Raw genomic sequence first — 20,398 nt, 5'->3', positions numbered from 1 at the left:
TATTACGCATTATATAAAGGTTGATCACCTGCACGATATAAGAATGAAGACCAGTTAGCAGGAACATTAAGTGAAGCAATTCCACTACGTGAAGTTGTACACATCACATAGATATAGTTCCAATTTCCACGACCAACAGGCGGTACATATATAGAATTTAATCTGAACGATGTAGAACTACCGCCGTTACCAGCATCATAATAGAACAAGTTAGTTAAACCAATTCCATCACCACCCATACGAATATAGAAGTATTGACGTTCATATGAGGTCAAGCTAATTGATAAATCACTATCAAAGTAACGTGGGAAATCTTCACCACGAATACGCAACGCTACATAGTGTTGGTTAGCTACTGGATCTAATGCGGCCTGACCACCTGAAACAGTACGTGAACCAAAGATAAACGGTACAGGGTTGATACCAGTCGATTGCGGACGACAAATATCACCTACGATACGTGCGGCACTTAAAGTACCAAGAATGTTACAGTTTTCATTGATAGTAACGTTGTTGAGTACTCCACTGTTCGCAAAAATCGTACCGCGAATAGTAGCGTTACCAAAGTTGGCTGTACCGTTCTTGTTTATCATCCAACCATTCGTACCATCCCAATTACTGGATTGTATCTGTTGGCTTATCTTCGCTGAGTCAATTTCACCATTCATGATATGTGCATTACGAATAGCGGCATTGGCAATCTTAGTATTATCAATTGCTGCGTTTTGAATCTTGGCGGTAGTCACTGCTAAGTTGTTAATTTGGGCTGTATTGATACTCGCATCGGCTATTACTGCTGAGTTAAGCCAAACCTTACCATTCTGAACAACCAAAGGATAAACCCTGTCTGATAGTTTGGCACTGTCCGTACTGATGACACTAAAGCGATCCGCCATGACGGTAAACACTGATGTTTTCTCGTCTGCGGCTAAGGCAATACCAGAAACATTTCCATTGTTCGATACCTGTAGCTGCCAGCGTGAACCAAGTTCATCTACGATCTGTTTCTCAACAATGCCAGTAGCCGTATCACTGTTAAGTAGGCTATCAATAACATCTTCGTTCAATTTGCTGTATGGAACCTTCGTATTCTGGTTAAACCCGATAGTTGGCGACCATACAAGTTCATCGGCCCCAAATATATCTTGAGCGGCAATACGTGCAAAAAATGAACCGTCCTCGATCCCGAATGATGCTGAATAGCGGTTAGCACTGCTAAAGTACTTCGACCCTGAGCTAAACCCCTCATCAAGTGCGATTTGTAGAACGATTCCCGCATAATCCGGTACGTTTGATTCTGTCCAGTCGATGAACACGGAATCATAACCACTCTTCAAATTGATACCTAACAACTGTGGGTGTTGTGGGTTACTAACTTCAATCTGAACTTCTTCACTATAGATACCAGTACCCCAACCATGAGCGATGATCCCAAACACACGGTAACGGCTAAGGCCATCACTGGTATTCATTGAATATGAGTACGTCCAGTTGCTTGTAGTGGTGTAGTACGATGTGATGTAGTTCCTGTATCGGTCATACACACGAATTTCATAATGTTTGAAGAAATCAGCAAAAGTTTTACCATTAACGGCTAAGTTATTCTGATCATCCCAACGTAAAATAAAATCTTGAGCATAAGTCTGGTTTAAACCTACATCATCATTCAACATATCAAGGTTAGTAATCTTCGGTAATGCGAATATAACTTGTGGCGTTTGATTATAGATTGCAACTAATTCTGATGAATAGCCAAGGGTATTATACGATTCAAGAGCAAAGTCATATTGTACGCCATATAGTAAATTTAGAATTTCAAAACTGCTTGTGTACTGCCCTACGTTACCAACGTTGATCCACACACTGGAATCACTGAGTTTATAACGAATCTTATAACCACGTACAGTTGTATCCTGACTAAGATCCCATGTTAATAGAACGGTGTTACCTGATGCCGTAGCCCCTAAACGTTGAGCCTGTAGGTTACTTGGCGGTTCTACGTATGTTGGGTTAGGTAGATTGGTCAATCCATCTTGTGGGAATTGTCCCGGATCTTTTCCTTGATAGATACCATCATCATATGAAATCGCGGTGATCTGGATAATACCTGCTTTATCTACGGTCATTGGTACAGTACGTTGAATACATCTGTACTTGTTATTACTAAATCCAGCTTCTTTAAAATCAATTGTAAACACATCATATACTTTCATATCTGTTACATAGGTATTGAAAGTAATTGTGTTCGTAATGTACTTAGATTTTAGTAATTCAATGTTACTAAGAATAGCAAGCTGATTCTTATCCTGTACCCAAAGATAGTTTAAATCCTTCTTGATAATATAACCATCTTTAGCAATGGATGCGTTACTAATGGCATCACTTGGATAACGGATAATATCTTGTGAATAGTCATTACCTGGGTTTGTATAGGTACTGTCCATTGTATTAAAATAGTCAGACTTTGAACCCGTCGTGATATTCACACTGCCAATAATATTTGTTTCATCAAAATGTACACTTGGAATATCGGGAGCATCAACGGTTAGATAGTACTTACCGTTTGATTCATAAAGTACACCACCAAATGTTTGTAGAAAATTTTCAATGTTTTCCTTAAAGGATTTATCATATTGAATACTACCATTGGAATAGAAATTATTCTGAGCACAATAGTTTGCCATATTACGGAAACTGGTAATATCAATATCATTAGGATCAAGCCCAAAACCAAATTCTGTATTAGTGATAAAGTCATATAGTTGGCTTGGTGGGTTTGAACTTGGTTTACGTACATTATCAGTTAAGTCATAGATCATACGTCCACGCATTTCTACCGATAATGTATAGTTCTGGTTCGTTAGAATCCCATCAATCAATGAATCGTTGGTTTTCTTGATTACGGTACAGATCTGTACAAGACCATCACCACGCATGTTGTCAGTCCATTGACTACCGCCATATTGACGGGCAAGCGTCATAGAACCACCATAGGACGGCTTACCGAAACGTACCTCAATCTGTAAGTATTTGCGGTACTTCTCAATCATCATTGAGGTAGGTACGATCCCTTCTGTGGTGATGTACGCACCATCCATGAGTACCGGAGCATTATCAAAATAGATCTGCTTGATTACGCCTTGTGATTGTTCCCCTGGTACTTGCCCGATTTCACCGATACTGATCGCGTGAACCGTACATAACTGGTTTGAAGTACCTTTATAGACGTTCTGCCAAACTACGATAGAACCTACTTTTACATATGCTACTTCATCTCTATTCTTATTAGATCCTGCGTACACTATCGGAATACCAGTACTTGGCGATGTTGATCGGGCATTGTTACTACCCGTACTCGGATACGTTACCCCCATTTGGCCTACATTCATCATCTGTGATGAACTAATGTAAGATAGTGCTGCTGTACCAATACCTATAGCTACTACTGCTGCTAAAGCTAAACCTGCTGCGTATGCTGCCGCCGCCGCTGATGCCCCTGCGATAATAGCTACGGCAACTGCTGCTACTGCCATAGTTATTCCCCTTTAAATCTGTATATTTTGTCTTTTTCATTTGGGATATATTGAGAAACGATATAGTTAGATTTATCTTCTGATAAAATTACTACTTTCCCACGCCAATAAACTGTACTGTGACCTGATGAAATGATGATATCCCCATCAAGTGGTTCACTGACTAATTGGCCTTTTTCTTTACACAATAGATGTAGAGTAGAATAACTACAGTTTGCTTTTGCGTATTTTCTACCTGCTGTTGGTGTTGTGTATTTCTGGTAGATTTCTTCACGGTAATTACTACCGGTGATCATATCAATGACTGTTAGCACCATGATATGACAATCATTAGTACCGTACACTAATGGTTCACCAACTAAACCACTTAGGTACTCTGTTATAAATCCATTTTTCATTATTTCTTGCTACTCTTCCAGAATTGCTCTGAACTATTTAGTATGCCGATTAAGTCAAAGAACTTATCGCCAGTATGCATTGATTGGTGTACTGATGTACTTGATAACAGGCGTTGTGTTTGGTCTAACTTCTTCCACAATGAATTTAGATTCACTGTTGTTTCATTAGTGGTATTACCTGCTGTGTTGTTGAAGTCTGAACTAAAGTAATCAATGTAACCACTAAACATACGATAGGCATATAGAATGCCCCCTGTAGCTGGGTTAACTATACCCATCCAGATGTTTACCTTTGCATCGGTCCATAATCCTCTTAACGCCATAGATAGATAATCCTGGCTTACATTACTTACTTTAAAAGAAGTACCGTTATTGTTGATTTGGTTCTTTTCTACATAGTTAGCAAATGATGAATCAAGGAAATCAGGTACAGACTTATAGTTAATTCCATTATAGTTTTGATCGGCAATGGCATCTGTTAGATATATATTACTTCCGGTAGGTGGAAGTACATCTATTAGCTTTATCATAACACCACATTGATATAGTTCTTTTTCTGTTAGTACGGTTTTGTTATCGCCTCGTGTAAGGTTCCAGTACGCGACAAGATCCGCATTAGTTAGTACATTACTTGGAATTGACATAAATTAACCCCTGATGTTTTCGGTTGCATTTATTGTCACTTCCATAATGTTTGTACTTGGCATCTGATATGCTGCGTTCTGTGGTGTAAGAATAAATGAACCTTGAATATTGTCATATTTCATTACTTCCCCAAGTTGGATGTTCCTGATTAATCCAGGGAAGATAGTAATTACGTTGCCAGTGTTGGCTATGATTCGGTATAGTTTCTTGTGTCCGTTGAATTGAACTAACGTACCAACTTCAAGTGTATTAGCATTAACGGCAATGGATGTTGCCCCCGCCGCCCTTGCTGCTGTTGCCTGTACTTGTGATGTTTGAGTACCGTAGTATGTACTCCACCATCCAAGAGGCATAGAGAAAGGTTTGCCCTGACCATATAAAGCGTAGAAGTTAGCGAGTTCAGCACGGTTCATCTTGTTCAAGGTAACTTTGAAGCTAAGGGTAAAGTACTGCGAACCAACAACACGTGTAATAGTTTCACCTGTCCATGTTTGGTTTTGGTATTGCGGTATATTATCCGTCAACATGAACTCACTAATAAGTGTGTTATTTAACATATTATTATTCCTTTAATAGTTAGCCCACAATCCATGTGGGCTACATGATATTTATACGTTATTCTTCTGAGATTTACGTGTTGCCTGAACGATAGTATCAGCGTGTTTATCACACATCTTTTGGAAATCTGAATCAGAAATTTGACCATTACTATTAATAATTAACGGTGCATCAATCTTAATATCACCTGATTTACTACCATCCTGATTACTCAAGTATTTTGTTAAATCCTGATTTAGTGATTTACCTACTACACGTTCCCCTTTTTCAAGATTGTATGTACCAGTACTTGGTAGTGAATCCCAACCATCATGGGCTTGCCCCTGGATAGCTGTACCTTTGATAGTACGGACAATGGAAGCACCCTGAGCTGCTACTTGTAGACCTGCTGCGATCCCCGTAGGCCAACCAAGTTTGATAGCTTCGGATATACCCTGCTGGATGTTGATCACTGCCTGAGCAATGGCAATACCTTTACTTACGGCAAATGCTGCCTTAGCCGCTGCTGATGATTCACCGAATACACCAGCCATGATATCCGCTACGTTACCTGCTCCCGTTTGCCACATCCCTAAAGTACTGGTTAGTGCGTCTGCGGTTAATCGGCCACGTTTCATATCGGCGTTGGCCTGAATCGCTGTTAGCTGATCCTGGTACTCCTGGAAACCAAGTACTTTGGCATCATATAGAGCCTTAGCCCCATCTTTGTTCTCTTGTTCTTCGGTGTTGATGTTCTGGTTCTGTACCGGATCTGGCGAAAAGTCTAATGGGTTCTTGTACCCTAAGCCCTGACTAACCGTGTCATTCATCCAGGTAGTACCCGCTGCCGCTGCTCGTGCCTTAGCATCTGCTGTTGCATTAGGATCGTTAGCAATGGCTGCAATGTTCTGTGCCTGTTTGAGTCTGTTAGTTTCAGAAAGCATCTGATCAACCATGTCTTTGTACTTGGTTTTACGGCTTTCATATTGCTTGGATAACATATCTGTAATTTCAGATTCAGTACTTCCCGCTAATTTACCTGCTTCACGTATACGCTTTTCAATCTGGTCTTGTTCATAGTTAAAACGAGTAATACGTATTTGAGCTTCATTAGTACCGATTTGTGATAGCGTCTGTTCTAATAGTGCCTTTGCTCTTTTAGTTTGTTCATTAAGTTTGTCTTGTGCGGCTTGTGCTTTCTTGGCTGCTGCTTCATCTTTCTTAGCTTTATCTTCACGTGCTTTATCTTCATCGGCTGTTAGGCTTTTTACTAACTTCTCACGGTTAGCTTTATAACCTTCATCAAGTTTAGCGAGATCGGCATTCATTGCCGCTTGATCACCCTTATAAGCACGTACTAAAGAATCTTTAATAGTCGCTCGTAATTGTGCATGAGTTGCATCAAGGGTATCAATCTGTGCCTGTGTTTTTTGTTTTGCTGAAAGATAAGGTTTTATAGCAGTATCAATAACACTTCTATCTAAGCCTTTATTATATTCTTCTTTCTGTTTATCAAGTAGGTTATGTGCCGCATCAAGGTTTGCTAATAAGTTTGCAAAGGTTTTATTATTTTCCTCCTGTTGCTTTTGCTGATCTGCTACTATCTGAGTACCATAAATTGAAGAATTTTTTAGTATCTGCTGTTGAAACTGCTGTTGGTATTGTTGAGTAGCCTGAATACCTTCTTTACTAACTGCTGCTGCCGCTGCATTAACAGGTTTACTATTAATAATTTTCGTCATTAAGTCGAGAATTTCAGCAAGGTTCTGTGCGATAGGTGCAAGCGTTGAGTTCTTCCAGGTATCCCATGCTCTGGATAAATTATTAGTTGCAGCTCTGTATTCTTCAAATTGTCGTGATTGTTCTGCGGTTAGTTGAATGGATTCATTAGCAAGACTGTTTTGGTACTCTTGTTCACTATTGAACTCTCGGTATATAGTCATGCGTTTTGACGCATCGTTTGCAACTGTTTCCATCATGTTTACTATCTGGGATTGACTGAATCCCATTTGTTTAGCCTGATAGTAAATCTTAGCAATAATATCTTCACCGTTTTCTGCTGCTTTCTGTAACTCGAACATATTCAACTTCAATGGTTGAATTACGTCAGTTAACATAGAACCTGCATTATTAGTTATTGCATCGCCCAACTTATCCTTAGAGTCTTTTATTTGGTCCGCTACGTTATCCATAGTAAGACCAACGGCAGCGAACATATTAGCGGCCTGTTGAATCTGTAATATACCCGACTGTGATAGTGAAGCTGCCTGAAAGACTTCAAACGCCTTTTCTGATTGTTCCTGTACTTTTGCCATAGTTGCAGCAATTGCGATACCTGCGACCCCTACAGCACCAGCGAAACCAGACATAGCTTTAGAGGTAGTAGAAAGGCCAGTATTGATACCACCAAATACTCCACCTGCCTGATCACCAAAGTTACCTATATCATTGGCTGCATTTTTTAGTGATCTTTGTAATCCTGATTCATCACCAGTGATTTCAAAGATCATTGATTGTCTATTGTTATTTGCCATTAGGCTTTACTCCCATCCAATTAAGCATGTTTGCTTTTTGTTGTTCTGCGATCTTCTTCTCCCTCTCTGCATGTTGTTCAGCTAAGGTTTTATTTGAAATAATATTCAGTGAGTCGAGTTCATAGATATTAAATTTAGGTATGTCTTCTTTCTTGATATTGCCAGTACTTAACCAAATTGCCTGTAGTAGTTCGGTATGCCTGATTTGCTCTATCTGTGAGGATTCAGGATCAACGATTTCTTTAAGAACTAATAGGTAGTAGAAAAGCAAAACGGGCATAGTGCAGAGTTCATCCACACTACACCCGTGTTTATACAATAAAGATAGTGATAGTTTGAGAATCGGATCGCGTCTTACTTTCCCTCTACATCCTCAACATTAAAGGATTTAGCGAAAACGTTTCCAATTTCAGCATTCAATTTTAGTTGTACAGTAAGATCTACTTTTGCTTCAACTTGTTCAGGTGAATCAAAAATATGTTTACCGTCCTCATCAACTACACAATAGAAAATTGCCTTATATGGATCGGTACATTCTGTATGCTGGGTAATGGAAGGTAGTTTGATATACACAGTACATTCTGGTGTTAGTTCTACTTGTGTTAGTTTCACACCAATAGTATTCATTAGATTAGAAAAATCCATTTTGTTTTATCCTTTTAGTTGGTTTGTAGTATTTAGTAATTAAGCACCAGTTACTTCACCAACTGCGATTGGAGCACCAGTTACAGATACAACGAAATCACGAGTAACTACACCATCAAAATCACCGTTCACTACATCTGAACTCACGTAACCATTTACAATACTGTAATATGCAGGACCGTCTTGATCTGCGATGTTTTGGAAATAGGTTACTTTAACTTGCATTAATTTTTGTGAAGCTGCTGCTGATGCAAGTAGTTCCTGACCTGTTGAACCTGGTTTCCAGTTAACAGTCAGTGTTAAATCTGGAACACTACGAGAACCAAGTAATTTCTTAGCGTACTGTTGACCGAAAGTGTTTACGCTAACAACATTAGATTCTGCACCTGCTGCTGCGGGGAACGCACCAACTTCTTCAACAACGCTAAAAGTAGTTGCCTGACCGCCATTAGCTGGAGCTTCTGCGATTTCAACTTTGACATTATTACCAATGAAAATAGAATTAAAAGCCATTTTATTATTCCTTTAAATTTAGGGATAGCGATCCTTGCTATCCCTTTCATATATTATTTATGTATGTAGGTTGTAGTACTTCATATATAAAGCTAAACCTCTTAGTAATTCACCAGTATAGAAACCAAAGTACATTGAATTGTTTTGGCTTGTTGTTGGTGTGCCACTTCTAATGGCTGGCGACCATGCTCCATTCATCACGTGATTAGCACTAATTACATCGTAGTTTTGTTGTATCTCAGCAAAGAGTAAATCAAGTAATTCATGATCTGGATAACCTGCAATCGCCATCATTGATGCACCTGCAAGCCATAACCCTGACATATGACCTGTAAAGCCATCATAGATAACTTCACCATTATCTTTAAATCGTGTTGGTGCATGGCCATCGTTATTTTTCATGAACCACTTTAAGTAGTTCATCCAGTTCTTACAGTACGTAAGTATGTTCTGTGGAATGGTGTAATCACCACGTTGATACAGTTCATGTACTACATCACAACCTGCAAAGAACGCACGAGGTTCATAACCAGACCATGCCTCTTCATACCAGTGCTGCATGATGAATACGTCGGGTTGTTCACCATCAGGTAAGTACGCTAATGCGTCCTGACGGTTCCACACAAACGCCTGTGCACATGGGCCTGGTACAGTCGGATGAAACTTATTCGTAAACCAGTTCTGAGCATCACATAAGAACCTCATACTGTTATTCAATCTGGTTTCATCAATTGCAATACCCTGAAAGCACCATATAGCCGGTGACCTGCTCCCCGTTGATTAATACACCCCGATGTTAGTAATGTCTTCATAAGCCACATGAGGACATCCCCATGAAGAAGCGTTTTTCCGACGAACAGATCATCAGTATTCTTCGCGAAGCGGAAGCCGGAGTTTCTGCCCGTGAGCTCTGCCGTAAGCACGCCATTTCCGATGCCACTTTCTACACCTGGCGCAAGAAGTTTGGTGGCATGGAAGTTCCTGAGGTGAAGCGGCTTAAATCTCTTGAAGAGGAGAACGCCCGCCTCAAGAAGCTACTTGCCGAAGCCATGCTGGATAAGGAGGCACTTCAGGTGGCTCTGGGGCGAAAGTACTGACGACAGACCAGAAGCGGGAAGCCGTTGAGTTTATGTGTGATGCGACCGGTCTGTCGCAACGTCGTGCCTGCAGGCTTACAGGTTTGTCCCTGTCGACCTGCCGCTACGAGGCTCAGCGTCCGGCAGCTGATGCGCATTTATCAGGGCGCATCACTGAGCTGGCACTGGAGCGCAGGCGTTTTGGCTACCGCCGCATCTGGCAGCTGCTGCGTCGGGAGGGCCTTCACGTCAATCACAAGCGGGTATACCGTATTTACCACCTTAATGGACTGAGCGTAAAACGCAGACGACGCCGTAAAGGGCTGGCAACCGAACGGTTTCCGCTTCTGCGCCCGGATGCGCCGAACCTGACATGGTCGATGGATTTCGTTATGGACGCACTGGCCAACGGTCGGAGGATCAAGTGCCTGACCTGTGTGGATGATTTCACGAAGGAGTGTCTGACAATCACCGCTGCTTTCGGTATTTCAGGCGTTCAGGTCACGCGTATTCTGGACAGCATCGCGCTGTTTAGGGGCTATCCGGCGACAATAAGAACCGATCAGGGCCCGGAATTTGCCTGCCGCGCGCTCGATCAATGGGCCTTTGAGCATGGTGTGGAACTACGGCTTATCCAGCCAGGTAAGCCAACGCAGAACGGATTTATTGAGAGTTTTAACGGACGCTTTCGCGATGAGTGTCTGAATGAACACTGGTTCAGCGATATTCTTCATGCCCGGAAAACGATTAATGACTGGCGGCAGGATTATAACGAGTGCCGTCCCCATTCATCGCTGGATTACCAGACACCAGCTGAATTCGCAACGGACTGGCGAAACAGGAAATATGAAGAAAAACCAACCGACATTACTAACTGAAGGTTGTATCTAATCCTGGGGGCAGGTCACCGGTAATTGATACCCTGGGTATGGAAGTCCACGCCAGCCAGAATACAACTGAGCATACGGATCTGTGATGTTACTGAATGGTATTAAGCCTGGTGTGTACGCAAGGCTATCAAGCATATACTGCTTGATCACACAATCGCCTAAGCGGGCTGTATAGCCGTTTCCGGTACTGTCATTAAACGTAAGACTTAGCAGTACTGAATAGTCACCTGTACCGCCATCATCATAGAGTGCTGGTAGGTCATTAATGCAGTACCAGTCAATACGACCGCTAACGCCATCTACCGGATCGGTATCAAGTAGTAACGTAAACTCTTTACGTGTGGTAAGGGTTGGTTGTCCCGGCTGTTCATCGCCTTCTTGATGATCAGGTTGATATGAGCTTAATTTAAAATCTAAGACTGAAAATGTTTGTGTAACCCATGCACCATTACTTGCAGGTAACATAGCCCACCACCTCCAACCAAAATCATCAATAATGCGGATGTTAAAATCATCAGCATAAGTACGGTATGTAAAAGAAACTAAATCCTGTTCTTCTTTATTGAAAATCCAGAAACCTACTGTCGAACTACCGTCACTATCCATAGTACTTTTTATGACGTTATCATAGTACTTACCTGCAATGCCGCTTTGATATTCAAGTTTAGTTACGGTGTTACTACCATAATCAGAAATCATACGCATATCTGCTGTTAAGTACTGCCCACCATCTGGCTTAGCAATTCGTGTAAAGTGGTTCATAGGTATACTCATTGCCTGAATACTGCCATCCGTTTGAGTAATTGGCAGACCGCAACGATATCTAATTGCACCTTCATCTGTTTTTGTTTTATTCACAGTTAATGCAACGGCAAGACTTAATGCAGCACCAGAGGTATCTACACCACCATATTCAACATAGAAATTGCTACTATTATTAAATTTGAACCAGATTGATTGTTGTTCAAGTGTGGTTTGTGCTGATGCACTTTGATTAATTACAATATATCCATCAGCATCACGCGAGTAAGTAGCAGCCTGATTACTTGGATAGAAATAATCATATGAGATACCGTCTGTAAAAGGTGTTGTTGCTGCGGTAGATTTACGGAAGAACTTATCGAATTTATCTATATCAGAGTACCCAATACAGGTAATCATTGAGTTTTGCCAGGCTAACCAGTACTTACGTTCGCTTGTGATATCCCATAGTAGTTTTGCTGCCTGGCAGAACCACAATTCGGCATCTGATGCGTTATCTGCGAAATCAAAGAAACCATAGTTATCAATTGGTACATGTACTGGCCTGTTGTGCCAACGTTCATTACGCCCCATCAGATAACCGCCATGTTCTACAGGGTTACGTGTTGCATAGTTGAAGCGGTAATTACCGTTGATGGAAGTATTTTTGAGCTGGACTGTACCGATCTGGCTTGTTAGCCCTTCTGCCAGTACATCACCATTGCTATCTACCTTGCGGCCTGTACGGTCGATGATCCAATCAACATTGTATGTAGGTGCTTTGGTTTTCCAGTCTACCGAACCTTCTGAATCCCATGCATATACAGTAGCGTTTACCTGATTCCAGCCTAAAGAAGCACGTTCAGGAAAAGCGAACCATACAGCATCGAGGTACTCACCATAGTTTGGTGCACCGTGTGGTATCTGTGTCTGTCCGTTTGTCCATGTAAACAGTACTCCCTTGAAGCCTCCATGAGTTGGGTACTCTGGATCTAATGGGTAGTGTGCCAGTACTGGAGCTTTTCCGTTACATATCCAGTTACAGCGTAATGAACCATCAGGTGGATCTGGAAAAGCTACCCCTCTGTAGAATGCATTGTGATACCCGTTAAAGTAGTCCTTTGCCAGTTCCAGATAGTGGGGTTCTTTGGTTGCCTGATATGCGTATATTGCACCTAAAATTGCTAATGACTGCCCTTCGGTGGTTGCGTCACCATCAGGTTGTGCTTCCCATCCTGTTTCCGCTATAAAGTGCCTGTTATTTGCAAGTACTTTATCTGGATTAAAAACAAAATGTTGATTTTTGTTATCGTTAGTTAAACCTGTATTACGTTCTAAAAATTTCAAATGCCCCTCTAACATTTGAAGAGCATTATCTATGTTACCTTTTCTAATCATTAATGAAGATCCGCCATTAGTAAGGAGCCGTACCAGGTACTCCCCCCATCTATTGACGTGAATTGAAAAACATCAACTGAATCTTTAGTGAAGGTTAATACTGGAGTACGCCCGTATGACCATTTAACATTCGAAGGCCATTCTATTTTATTAGCACCTGTGCCTTGCATCAGATATACCGTGATGGTTTGACTGTTCTTAGTACTACCGCTTGCATTGATAATGCTTAATTGAGTACTCGCAGAGGTAAGTGTTGCAGAGAACACTCTTTTACCATCTGACATATCAAGACTAAGTGCGTCTGTTACGGTATTTAGTACTAACAAATCTTGAGTGATAGTAACCTTAGTATCAATGTTTGCCTGTAGTGCTGCATTCTTTACATCAATCTGTGATTTTGAGTAAGTACCTACGTTGACCTGCCCCCAGGATTAGATACAACCTTCAGTTAGTAATGTCGGTTGGTTTTTCTTCATATTTCCTGTTTCGCCAGTCCGTTGCGAATTCAGCTGGTGTCTGGTAATCCAGCGATGAATGGGGACGGCACTCGTTATAATCCTGCCGCCAGTCATTAATCGTTTTCCGGGCATGAAGAATATCGCTGAACCAGTGTTCATTCAGACACTCATCGCGAAAGCGTCCGTTAAAACTCTCAATAAATCCGTTCTGCGTTGGCTTACCTGGCTGGATAAGCCGTAGTTCCACACCATGCTCAAAGGCCCATTGATCGAGCGCGCGGCAGGCAAATTCCGGGCCCTGATCGGTTCTTATTGTCGCCGGATAGCCCCTAAACAGCGCGATGCTGTCCAGAATACGCGTGACCTGAACGCCTGAAATACCGAAAGCAGCGGTGATTGTCAGACACTCCTTCGTGAAATCATCCACACAGGTCAGGCACTTGATCCTCCGACCGTTGGCCAGTGCGTCCATAACGAAATCCATCGACCATGTCAGGTTCGGCGCATCCGGGCGCAGAAGCGGAAACCGTTCGGTTGCCAGCCCTTTACGGCGTCGTCTGCGTTTTACGCTCAGTCCATTAAGGTGGTAAATACGGTATACCCGCTTGTGATTGACGTGAAGGCCCTCCCGACGCAGCAGCTGCCAGATGCGGCGGTAGCCAAAACGCCTGCGCTCCAGTGCCAGCTCAGTGATGCGCCCTGATAAATGCGCATCAGCTGCCGGACGCTGAGCCTCGTAGCGGCAGGTCGACAGGGACAAACCTGTAAGCCTGCAGGCACGACGTTGCGACAGACCGGTCGCATCACACATAAACTCAACGGCTTCCCGCTTCTGGTCTGTCGTCAGTACTTTCGCCCCAGAGCCACCTGAAGTGCCTCCTTATCCAGCATGGCTTCGGCAAGTAGCTTCTTGAGGCGGGCGTTCTCCTCTTCAAGAGATTTAAGCCGCTTCACCTCAGGAACTTCCATGCCACCAAACTTCTTGCGCCAGGTGTAGAAAGTGGCATCGGAAATGGCGTGCTTACGGCAGAGCTCACGGGCAGAAACTCCGGCTTCCGCTTCGCGAAGAATACTGATGATCTGTTCGTCGGAAAAACGCTTCTTCATGGGGATGTCCTCATGTGGCTTATGAAGACATTACTAACATCGGGGTGTATTAATCAACGGGGAGCAGGTCAACGTCATTATAGTTCAGAGACACGTTAGAACTTAATGGATAACCGTTAACAGTAGTAATACGTAGTGCAAAGAGATCGTTAGCATGGGTACGTGAATATACGTCACTAATATCTGCTGCTACCAATTGAATGTTAGTACCAGATAATGGCTTGTTATTGATTAGGAACGTCTTTGGAACGAAAGTACCATTACTAAAACTTAGGCTTGCCATATCCGTTAACTGTGCTGCCGTTAGAGTAATATTACCTGTTAATGCTAATCCATTTACTGTAGTAGTTTTTGCTACAAAGTTTGTATTAACCTGCGTCTGTGAATATACATCTAAAATATCGGCTGCTACCAAGTTTAACGCCGTACCTGTTAGTGCGTGTCCGTTTAACTGGAACACTTTAGGAACATAGCTGTTATCGGTCTGTGTTTTTGAGTACACATCAGAAATATCGGCTGCTAAAAGAGTGATATTTCCGATTAATGGTTTGCCATTGATGGTACGGGTAATCGGTACGTAGTTACTGAGATCAGTAGCCGCTGCTGCACCAAGTTCTGACAAAGTAGGCTTATCGGCAGTGGTATAGACCTTGTACCATGCACCAGTACTTGCTGATGAGAAGTTACGGAAATTCAGTACCGGAGTACCGGATTTGTTCATCACTAACTGAGTACCGTTAGAACCATCAAGGTTCGTGATACCCAACATATCTACGCCTGATGGAGAGTTCACCGCTGGGATCTTGACAAATGAGTTACCGTCACGGCCTTGATAACTGGGGAACTCTACACCGTTACTACCTACGCCCCAATCACCACGGTTAAGCGGTACTACGGACTCATCAAGGATACCTGCTGCTACCTGTGTCTCAGGAGTAAACACATACGAGCGGGTAACTACGGTATCAATATCCGATGAGTCAGAAACTTTTGATAGATAGCCGTTGTACATCACATAGTTCACCGACGTATCGTTAGTACCATCATCAAGCATTTCAACCTTGACCTGTACTAATTGCTGAGAATCAACAACAGAATCAAGTACGGCGTTTTCACTTGGAACATAGTTAACTTCAATAGTCATATCACCATATGAACTATCACCCGCTACTTTAGAGGTGTAAGTACTATCATATGTTTCTACAGTTGAAATAGTTGTTGATTCACTAAAACTTGGAAATGCTGAAAGGTTTTCTACTTGAACAAAAGCACGGGCATTTGGATCAACATTAGTTGTATCGGTGTTAATCCATACCGTAGTTAAATTCCCTAAAAATGTTTGAGCCATAATTATTCCCCATAGCTAAAAGATAGAGTTTGCGTGTGTACATAAGCGGTTTCCGTTGCTTCGGCTTGAGTAGTCATTAGGCTATCTTCAATACGTACATTGAATAATGACATTGGAAGTTGCTGGTTTAATTCATTAAAGAAACCAGGCGTATAAATTGCTTCAAGTATTTTTTCAATTTCATCGGATGCTTCTTTATATGATTGTCCGACAGACACAAACTCAACACGAAATTCACATAAATTTCTAATAATTGATGGCACAATTTGATTATTAATGACTGTGTTTGCTTTAGATACTTGAGTACGTTGTACTGAAGAATCACCAATATAAACCACAGTAATATCATCTACTGATGCTTTTGATGGAAAGTGTAAATTAGTAACTGGAGAGAGTTTATTAATTAAATACTTTCTGATTTTATAGTCTGCCGTAAACATATTATATTTCCTCTTCTAAATCGACTTTGCGAATATAGTGATAATTAGAGATACCGCTTGTATCATCATCTATCCTATTTACTACGTATTCGATATTATCGATCTTGAAGGTGCTATTTAGTTTGATACCTGACTTAGCACTAAAATATGTCACGGTAGTTTGACTATCATCGAAAAAAAGCTCGTCTTGTTCGAAAATAGCGGTAATCGTTATTGATACACCATCTTGAACAATGACGAGCTTTTCACCAAAAGCATTAAGTAGTGACTCTGATTGTGAGTTACTAAAAAATGCTCTCATATTAGTTCCTGATTATTAGCTTGTTAGTTTTAAAACTAAGAATGCTTCATCATGTGCAAATGCGTGTGCCTGGAAGCTGAAAGTACGTAGCACAATACCCATTGAATTACGTTGAGTGGTATCGTCACGATCCATAGTTACAGAACCCCATTGTGCAAGTACCAGATTTGACCAATCACCAAACACAATAGAACCGGCGGCAACTTGAGTACTTTCAACTAAGCGTACTGAATCAGCGAGGATGCCATCACCCATGTAACCTTGTAGAAGGTACTTGGCACTGGTATTAGCACCATCAAGAGTGGTACGTAGAACAGCAGCGGTAGAAGGATGTACGATAGCGACAACGTTCTCTACACGCACGTTATGAGCGGCAAGAGAAGCAAGAGCATCAATCACATCTTCCTTAGTAAGAGCAGCAGTCAAAGTAACAGCTGGAGCCTTAGATACGGCATCAGCAAGAATTAGACGTTCCAGTTTAAGAGCAGCACCCTTAACCATTGCATCTTGAATATACTGTTCAGCGGTATTAGCTGATTTGATAAGAGTCCGAGTCAGTTCTACAGAACCTGTGAAGATCTCAGGTTTCAGAGTGATCTTTTCGAAAGATGCGTTGTATGACGGGCTTGGAGCACCTTCAGTTACATAACCGAAGTTATCAGTGAAATCAGAAGTTAGTTTTGGTAGTACCAGATTCCCTTCACCTTCAAGATTTGCAAATACCTGAACAGGTAAACCAGCAAATACAGAATTTGCACGTAGAACGTCAATATACGAATCTGCGTAAACTTCTTTGATTAAAGCAGTACCACCAACAGTGGTAGAAGTACGCACGAAATCACCCGCAGGGATTTCAGTTTTGCCTGTAAAATTTCCTTCACTTAAAGAACGAATTAGGCCATTAAGAACAGTTTTTTCCATTTTGATTTCCTTATCATTTGGATTTTTTTTGTATTTAGTGATCGCTTGAAGTCCACAACAGAGATTCCTTTCTCTATGGCTTCAGATACATCAACTTTTAGAACCTCGCCGATTGATTCCAATTCACGCTTACGTTCCAGTTCATTTGTATTTACTTCTTCATTAGTACTTTCTTGTGGTACGTCTTCAGAATCGGATTCTTTAGTTTCAGAATCATTTACGCTTTGTTCTTCAACATCGCTTTTATTTAACATCTTGCTAAGTAATTCAGGACGATTAGAAAACATTTCTAAAAGCTCTTCGTCAGTAATTACTTTTTCAGATTCGGATTCAGCAGCTTCTTGTTCAGGCGTTTCATTAATTTCCTCCTGTACTTCCTTTGTACCCGCTTCCATCATTTCTTGATTGTCATCCATGACATTAATATCCTCTTGGTTATCTTCTTTTTTATTTATCAAAGAGCGACCAACACCAGCCGTTACATCAGCAGGTACAGTTACCAGAGATATTTCATATGGGGTGAAATGAGTTACATAGATAATGTTACCTTCAATACGGTAATCATTTACGGTATAACCGAAGCTAATATGTGTTAATACGCCTTCATTGATTTGCTCCCATTCTTTTTCCGAAGCATTGGAAATCTGTAATACAGCACGACCTACTTTATCTGAATCAATACGTGCTAATAGGACTTTGCCAATCAAATGATCTCGGTCATGATTAAAAAGTACTGCCCCTGAATTGTTCAAACGCGATAGGTCTACATTATCTGGATTACATAGAAGTACTTCGTTATATAACTTCCCTTCTATTTCACGTGCTACGGGAGTTTCAGAACAAAAAGCAACTTCAACGGTACGATTATCAGAATTAATCGCCGTTGGTAAGGTTAATTCCCTCGTCTGGTTTTTGAACTTCATTTTGAACTTCCTTGTTCATATTCTTCTCACTTTCTATTTCTTGCATTACGAGACGCGGATCACCGCCCATTTCACTAATAACTTGTGTACGAGATTTCAATCCAGCATCAATAGCAGCCACTTCACACTGAATATCCTTTAATGGATCAAGTGAGATTGGTTTAGTTTGAATATAACGAGCACAAACAAGATCATCGAAATCAGAGAATTTTAGATTTAACTTATTATTATTTAGCATTTCATTCTTTAACCATGCTGAATAGATTGGCTTCAGCACTTTATTAACAAGAACATTTGTACGTGTTGAGAATGTAGTAGCCTGAAGACGTTCAGCTAATTTAGCTGCACTAAATGATGCATCAGCAGTACTCCCCATTAGGCTTTGTTTAGTTACGTTTAAGCCCATAGAAATATTATCAAGTAATACATCTGTGAATTCGGCAATACCATCAACACCATTACGAGGATCAACAGATTTGATATCCTGGTTAGCACCTAATTCAAAAATAGCACCAGGCTCTAAGTACTCATTGTAGATAGCAGTACTTTGTTCACTTTCGTTTAGTGAAAGTTCGTTGTTGCCGCTATTGGTAATGAATGTAGTTACACTGGCTGAAATACGCTTTGCTAATAAAGCCGCTTCTTGAAAGTTCTTCAAATCTGAAAGGACTTTAGTACTTGCAACAAGATCGGGGATTCCTCGATTTTGCGTAGCATCATCTGCCACATAATAATGTAGGATTTCAGTAGCCGGAATTACGTCATAGCTCGTTGCATCGTATGTATATGTAACCGGATTGTATTTAGCAAAATAGTAATTTACTGGTTGATTGTATTTATTGAACTCAATACCGTTGCTGATATAACTTCCATTGCTGAGTAATGCATTGTTAAATTGTGTTAACCTGGCTGAATCAATCATTTCTATTTTGATGGTACGGTTAAAGTTATGAATTCTTACAAAGGCTTCACCATCACGCACACGGTGTTTTTCAAGAGTCTGAGTAAAGAGGTCAAACGTCATTGAATTATCCAGACTGAAACGGGTTTGATCATAGGCCCAACGGTCAAAAAGCTTTTCAAGTTGCATATTGATTTGATGCTTTTCATTTTCATCAATATCAAGTTCAACTGAAGGTTTTACATAGATACCGTTAGAACCTACAACACCATCAACTGATAACATCATGTACTTACGTGCGATTGGGTTTGTTAAGGTTGATTGTCGTGATTCATTACGCCATTCTGCTAAGTGCCATTTTATGAGATTGTTAATACTTACTGAGCTAACACCAGCATTAAAGCTGAAAACATTAATACCATTTGTTGTAGTTCTGATTTGATTCAAATCGCGTTGCAGTGTTCTGCCAGAATGTTCACGTACTTCAGTTTTCTTTGTTCGTACTTCTGGTTGTACATCAACCTTTTTTCTTTTAAACCACATTATCGAGTCCCCCAACGATTTGGATAGTTAGGATCTCGGAATACGGTAATACTCTTAAATGGTTTATTGGAATCAGGTTTACCATTCATTTTAGCCCACAGAGAATTAGCACGTTCAATATAACGTGTACGCATTGCTTCTAAATTGGCTAATGATTCACTAACTAATGTTTTATTATTAATTGCAATGCTATAGTTAGCACCGCCTTGTATTTTCGCTTCAATAACTGCTTCAATTTCACTAATCATTGTGCGAATACGTGCGTATTCTGCCGTATGCCTTGTTGGATCAATTACTTCACATTGAGAAGTACTAACAATACCGTTAGTAATCTGAGTACAGAATAGTTTTTCTGATGAAATAGCAAGATCAAACGTGATAATAAAATCACGTTCAACATCACTTGATTGATTATCAAGTGTTACAGATTGACCAGTACTAACATATGAAGTTACGAAAATTGTTTTTGCAGGAATCGCTACAGAGTACTCATACGGGTTTGATACCATATAAATTTGTTCTGGTAAAATTGCCATTTGATATCCT

Annotated in this window: 19 protein-coding genes; 1 reads left to right on the top strand and 18 read right to left on the bottom strand. The window is 40.9% G+C overall.

Translation table 11 applies throughout. From position 1 onward, the window contains the following. Positions 1-2: 2 nt before the first annotated feature. From ACJ9Y9_RS09435 to ACJ9Y9_RS09395, 9 genes are read right to left on the bottom strand one after another with little or no spacing between them, the layout of a single operon-like run. Positions 3-3,533 carry a phage tail tip protein gene (locus ACJ9Y9_RS09435; protein WP_028018549.1) on the bottom strand — a complete coding sequence of 1,177 codons (3,531 nt, stop codon included), beginning with the start codon at positions 3,531-3,533 and terminating at the stop codon, positions 3-5. A gap of 2 nt (positions 3,534-3,535) precedes the next feature. Then, positions 3,536-3,931, bottom strand: coding sequence for a DUF6950 family protein (locus tag ACJ9Y9_RS09430; protein WP_407226094.1), 396 nt, complete (start codon positions 3,929-3,931; stop codon positions 3,536-3,538). After that, a complete protein-coding gene (locus ACJ9Y9_RS09425; protein WP_050482934.1) occupies positions 3,931-4,575 on the bottom strand; it encodes a hypothetical protein in 645 nt (214 codons plus the stop codon). The genes ACJ9Y9_RS09430 and ACJ9Y9_RS09425 overlap by 1 nt, the downstream gene beginning before the upstream one ends. A 3-nt stretch (positions 4,576-4,578) precedes the next feature. After that, entirely contained in the window at positions 4,579-5,133 is a 555-nt protein-coding gene (locus ACJ9Y9_RS09420; protein WP_028018551.1) for a hypothetical protein, read from the bottom strand. A gap of 51 nt (positions 5,134-5,184) precedes the next feature. After that, a complete protein-coding gene (locus tag ACJ9Y9_RS09415) occupies positions 5,185-7,647 on the bottom strand; it encodes a hypothetical protein (RefSeq protein WP_028018552.1) in 2,463 nt (820 codons plus the stop codon). Then, the gene (locus tag ACJ9Y9_RS09410; protein ID WP_126535116.1) at positions 7,637-7,945 is read right to left on the bottom strand and encodes a hypothetical protein; all 309 of its coding nucleotides are present in this window, start codon (positions 7,943-7,945) and stop codon (positions 7,637-7,639) included. The genes ACJ9Y9_RS09415 and ACJ9Y9_RS09410 overlap by 11 nt, the downstream gene beginning before the upstream one ends. A 56-nt stretch (positions 7,946-8,001) precedes the next feature. After that, entirely contained in the window at positions 8,002-8,292 is a 291-nt protein-coding gene (locus ACJ9Y9_RS09405; RefSeq protein ID WP_407226093.1) for a hypothetical protein, read from the bottom strand. A gap of 39 nt (positions 8,293-8,331) precedes the next feature. After that, positions 8,332-8,805, bottom strand: coding sequence for a hypothetical protein (locus tag ACJ9Y9_RS09400; protein WP_407226092.1), 474 nt, complete (start codon positions 8,803-8,805; stop codon positions 8,332-8,334). A gap of 57 nt (positions 8,806-8,862) precedes the next feature. Beyond that, positions 8,863-9,429, bottom strand: a complete 567-nt coding sequence (locus tag ACJ9Y9_RS09395) for a hypothetical protein (protein ID WP_407226091.1) — start codon at positions 9,427-9,429, stop codon at positions 8,863-8,865. A gap of 209 nt (positions 9,430-9,638) precedes the next feature. Between ACJ9Y9_RS09395 and ACJ9Y9_RS09390 the strand changes: the two genes are divergently transcribed. Further along, positions 9,639-10,759, top strand: a protein-coding gene (locus ACJ9Y9_RS09390) for an IS3 family transposase (RefSeq protein ID WP_134708787.1) whose coding sequence is annotated in 2 segments (ribosomal slippage) — positions 9,639-9,897 and positions 9,897-10,759 — 1,122 coding nt in all. Because the reading frame shifts where the segments join, the coding sequence is not laid out codon by codon here. Positions 10,760-10,768: 9 nt separating this feature from the next. Here the strand turns inward: ACJ9Y9_RS09390 and ACJ9Y9_RS09385 are convergent. The 9 genes from ACJ9Y9_RS09385 to ACJ9Y9_RS09345 all read right to left on the bottom strand — a co-directional run bounded on the left by ACJ9Y9_RS09385 (position 10,769) and on the right by ACJ9Y9_RS09345 (position 20,388). Further along, entirely contained in the window at positions 10,769-12,910 is a 2,142-nt protein-coding gene (locus ACJ9Y9_RS09385; protein ID WP_407226090.1) for a hypothetical protein, read from the bottom strand. 444 nt (positions 12,911-13,354) lie between these two features. Then, a protein-coding gene (locus tag ACJ9Y9_RS09380) for an IS3 family transposase (protein WP_134708787.1) occupies positions 13,355-14,475 on the bottom strand; the annotation gives its coding sequence in 2 pieces (ribosomal slippage) (positions 13,355-14,217 and positions 14,217-14,475; 1,122 coding nt in all). A 49-nt stretch (positions 14,476-14,524) separates the two neighbouring features. Continuing rightward, positions 14,525-15,823, bottom strand: coding sequence for a hypothetical protein (locus ACJ9Y9_RS09375; RefSeq protein WP_407226089.1), 1,299 nt, complete (start codon positions 15,821-15,823; stop codon positions 14,525-14,527). 2 nt (positions 15,824-15,825) lie between these two features. Next, positions 15,826-16,263 carry a hypothetical protein gene (locus ACJ9Y9_RS09370; protein WP_395280721.1) on the bottom strand — a complete coding sequence of 146 codons (438 nt, stop codon included), beginning with the start codon at positions 16,261-16,263 and terminating at the stop codon, positions 15,826-15,828. A gap of 1 nt (position 16,264) precedes the next feature. Continuing rightward, positions 16,265-16,564: a hypothetical protein gene (locus ACJ9Y9_RS09365; protein WP_045617188.1), complete on the bottom strand. Its 300-nt coding sequence runs from the start codon at positions 16,562-16,564 to the stop codon at positions 16,265-16,267. Positions 16,565-16,579: 15 nt separating this feature from the next. Further along, complete coding sequence (locus tag ACJ9Y9_RS09360; RefSeq protein ID WP_407226088.1) at positions 16,580-17,485, bottom strand: phage major capsid protein; 906 nt, start codon at positions 17,483-17,485, stop codon at positions 16,580-16,582. After that, a complete protein-coding gene (locus ACJ9Y9_RS09355) occupies positions 17,458-18,408 on the bottom strand; it encodes an HK97 family phage prohead protease (protein ID WP_407226087.1) in 951 nt (316 codons plus the stop codon). The genes ACJ9Y9_RS09360 and ACJ9Y9_RS09355 overlap by 28 nt, the downstream gene beginning before the upstream one ends. Further along, positions 18,359-19,852 carry a phage portal protein gene (locus tag ACJ9Y9_RS09350; protein ID WP_045617191.1) on the bottom strand — a complete coding sequence of 498 codons (1,494 nt, stop codon included), beginning with the start codon at positions 19,850-19,852 and terminating at the stop codon, positions 18,359-18,361. The genes ACJ9Y9_RS09355 and ACJ9Y9_RS09350 overlap by 50 nt, the downstream gene beginning before the upstream one ends. Further along, positions 19,852-20,388, bottom strand: coding sequence for a hypothetical protein (locus tag ACJ9Y9_RS09345; RefSeq protein ID WP_152546609.1), 537 nt, complete (start codon positions 20,386-20,388; stop codon positions 19,852-19,854). Before ACJ9Y9_RS09345 ends, ACJ9Y9_RS09350 begins: the two co-directional genes overlap by 1 nt. Positions 20,389-20,398 lie beyond the last annotated feature (10 nt).

It is taken from the genome of Enterobacter sp. CPE_E1241 (assembly GCF_045618265.1).
GTDB lineage: Bacteria > Pseudomonadota > Gammaproteobacteria > Enterobacterales > Enterobacteriaceae > Enterobacter > Enterobacter adelaidei.
The sequence above is the reverse complement of the archived record's forward strand: the minus strand, read 5'-3'. Positions and strand labels throughout refer to the sequence as shown.

What these genes read in the sequence shown, in the direction of transcription:
- ACJ9Y9_RS09350 (WP_045617191.1), bottom strand. Translation starts at nt 19,852, where the DNA reads ATGTGGTTTAAAAGAAAAAAGGTTGATGTACAACCAGAAGTACGAACA.
- ACJ9Y9_RS09420 (WP_028018551.1), bottom strand. Translation starts at nt 5,133, where the DNA reads ATGTTAAATAACACACTTATTAGTGAGTTCATGTTGACGGATAATATA.
- ACJ9Y9_RS09415 (WP_028018552.1), bottom strand. Translation starts at nt 7,647, where the DNA reads ATGGCAAATAACAATAGACAATCAATGATCTTTGAAATCACTGGTGAT.
- ACJ9Y9_RS09355 (WP_407226087.1), bottom strand. Translation starts at nt 18,408, where the DNA reads ATGAAGTTCAAAAACCAGACGAGGGAATTAACCTTACCAACGGCGATT.
- ACJ9Y9_RS09360 (WP_407226088.1), bottom strand. Translation starts at nt 17,485, where the DNA reads ATGGAAAAAACTGTTCTTAATGGCCTAATTCGTTCTTTAAGTGAAGGA.
- ACJ9Y9_RS09435 (WP_028018549.1), bottom strand. Translation starts at nt 3,533, where the DNA reads ATGGCAGTAGCAGCAGTTGCCGTAGCTATTATCGCAGGGGCATCAGCG.
- ACJ9Y9_RS09405 (WP_407226093.1), bottom strand. Translation starts at nt 8,292, where the DNA reads ATGGATTTTTCTAATCTAATGAATACTATTGGTGTGAAACTAACACAA.
- ACJ9Y9_RS09345 (WP_152546609.1), bottom strand. Translation starts at nt 20,388, where the DNA reads ATGGCAATTTTACCAGAACAAATTTATATGGTATCAAACCCGTATGAG.
- ACJ9Y9_RS09425 (WP_050482934.1), bottom strand. Translation starts at nt 4,575, where the DNA reads ATGTCAATTCCAAGTAATGTACTAACTAATGCGGATCTTGTCGCGTAC.
- ACJ9Y9_RS09365 (WP_045617188.1), bottom strand. Translation starts at nt 16,564, where the DNA reads ATGAGAGCATTTTTTAGTAACTCACAATCAGAGTCACTACTTAATGCT.
- ACJ9Y9_RS09370 (WP_395280721.1), bottom strand. Translation starts at nt 16,263, where the DNA reads ATGTTTACGGCAGACTATAAAATCAGAAAGTATTTAATTAATAAACTC.
- ACJ9Y9_RS09385 (WP_407226090.1), bottom strand. Translation starts at nt 12,910, where the DNA reads ATGATTAGAAAAGGTAACATAGATAATGCTCTTCAAATGTTAGAGGGG.
- ACJ9Y9_RS09400 (WP_407226092.1), bottom strand. Translation starts at nt 8,805, where the DNA reads ATGGCTTTTAATTCTATTTTCATTGGTAATAATGTCAAAGTTGAAATC.
- ACJ9Y9_RS09375 (WP_407226089.1), bottom strand. Translation starts at nt 15,823, where the DNA reads ATGGCTCAAACATTTTTAGGGAATTTAACTACGGTATGGATTAACACC.
- ACJ9Y9_RS09430 (WP_407226094.1), bottom strand. Translation starts at nt 3,931, where the DNA reads ATGAAAAATGGATTTATAACAGAGTACCTAAGTGGTTTAGTTGGTGAA.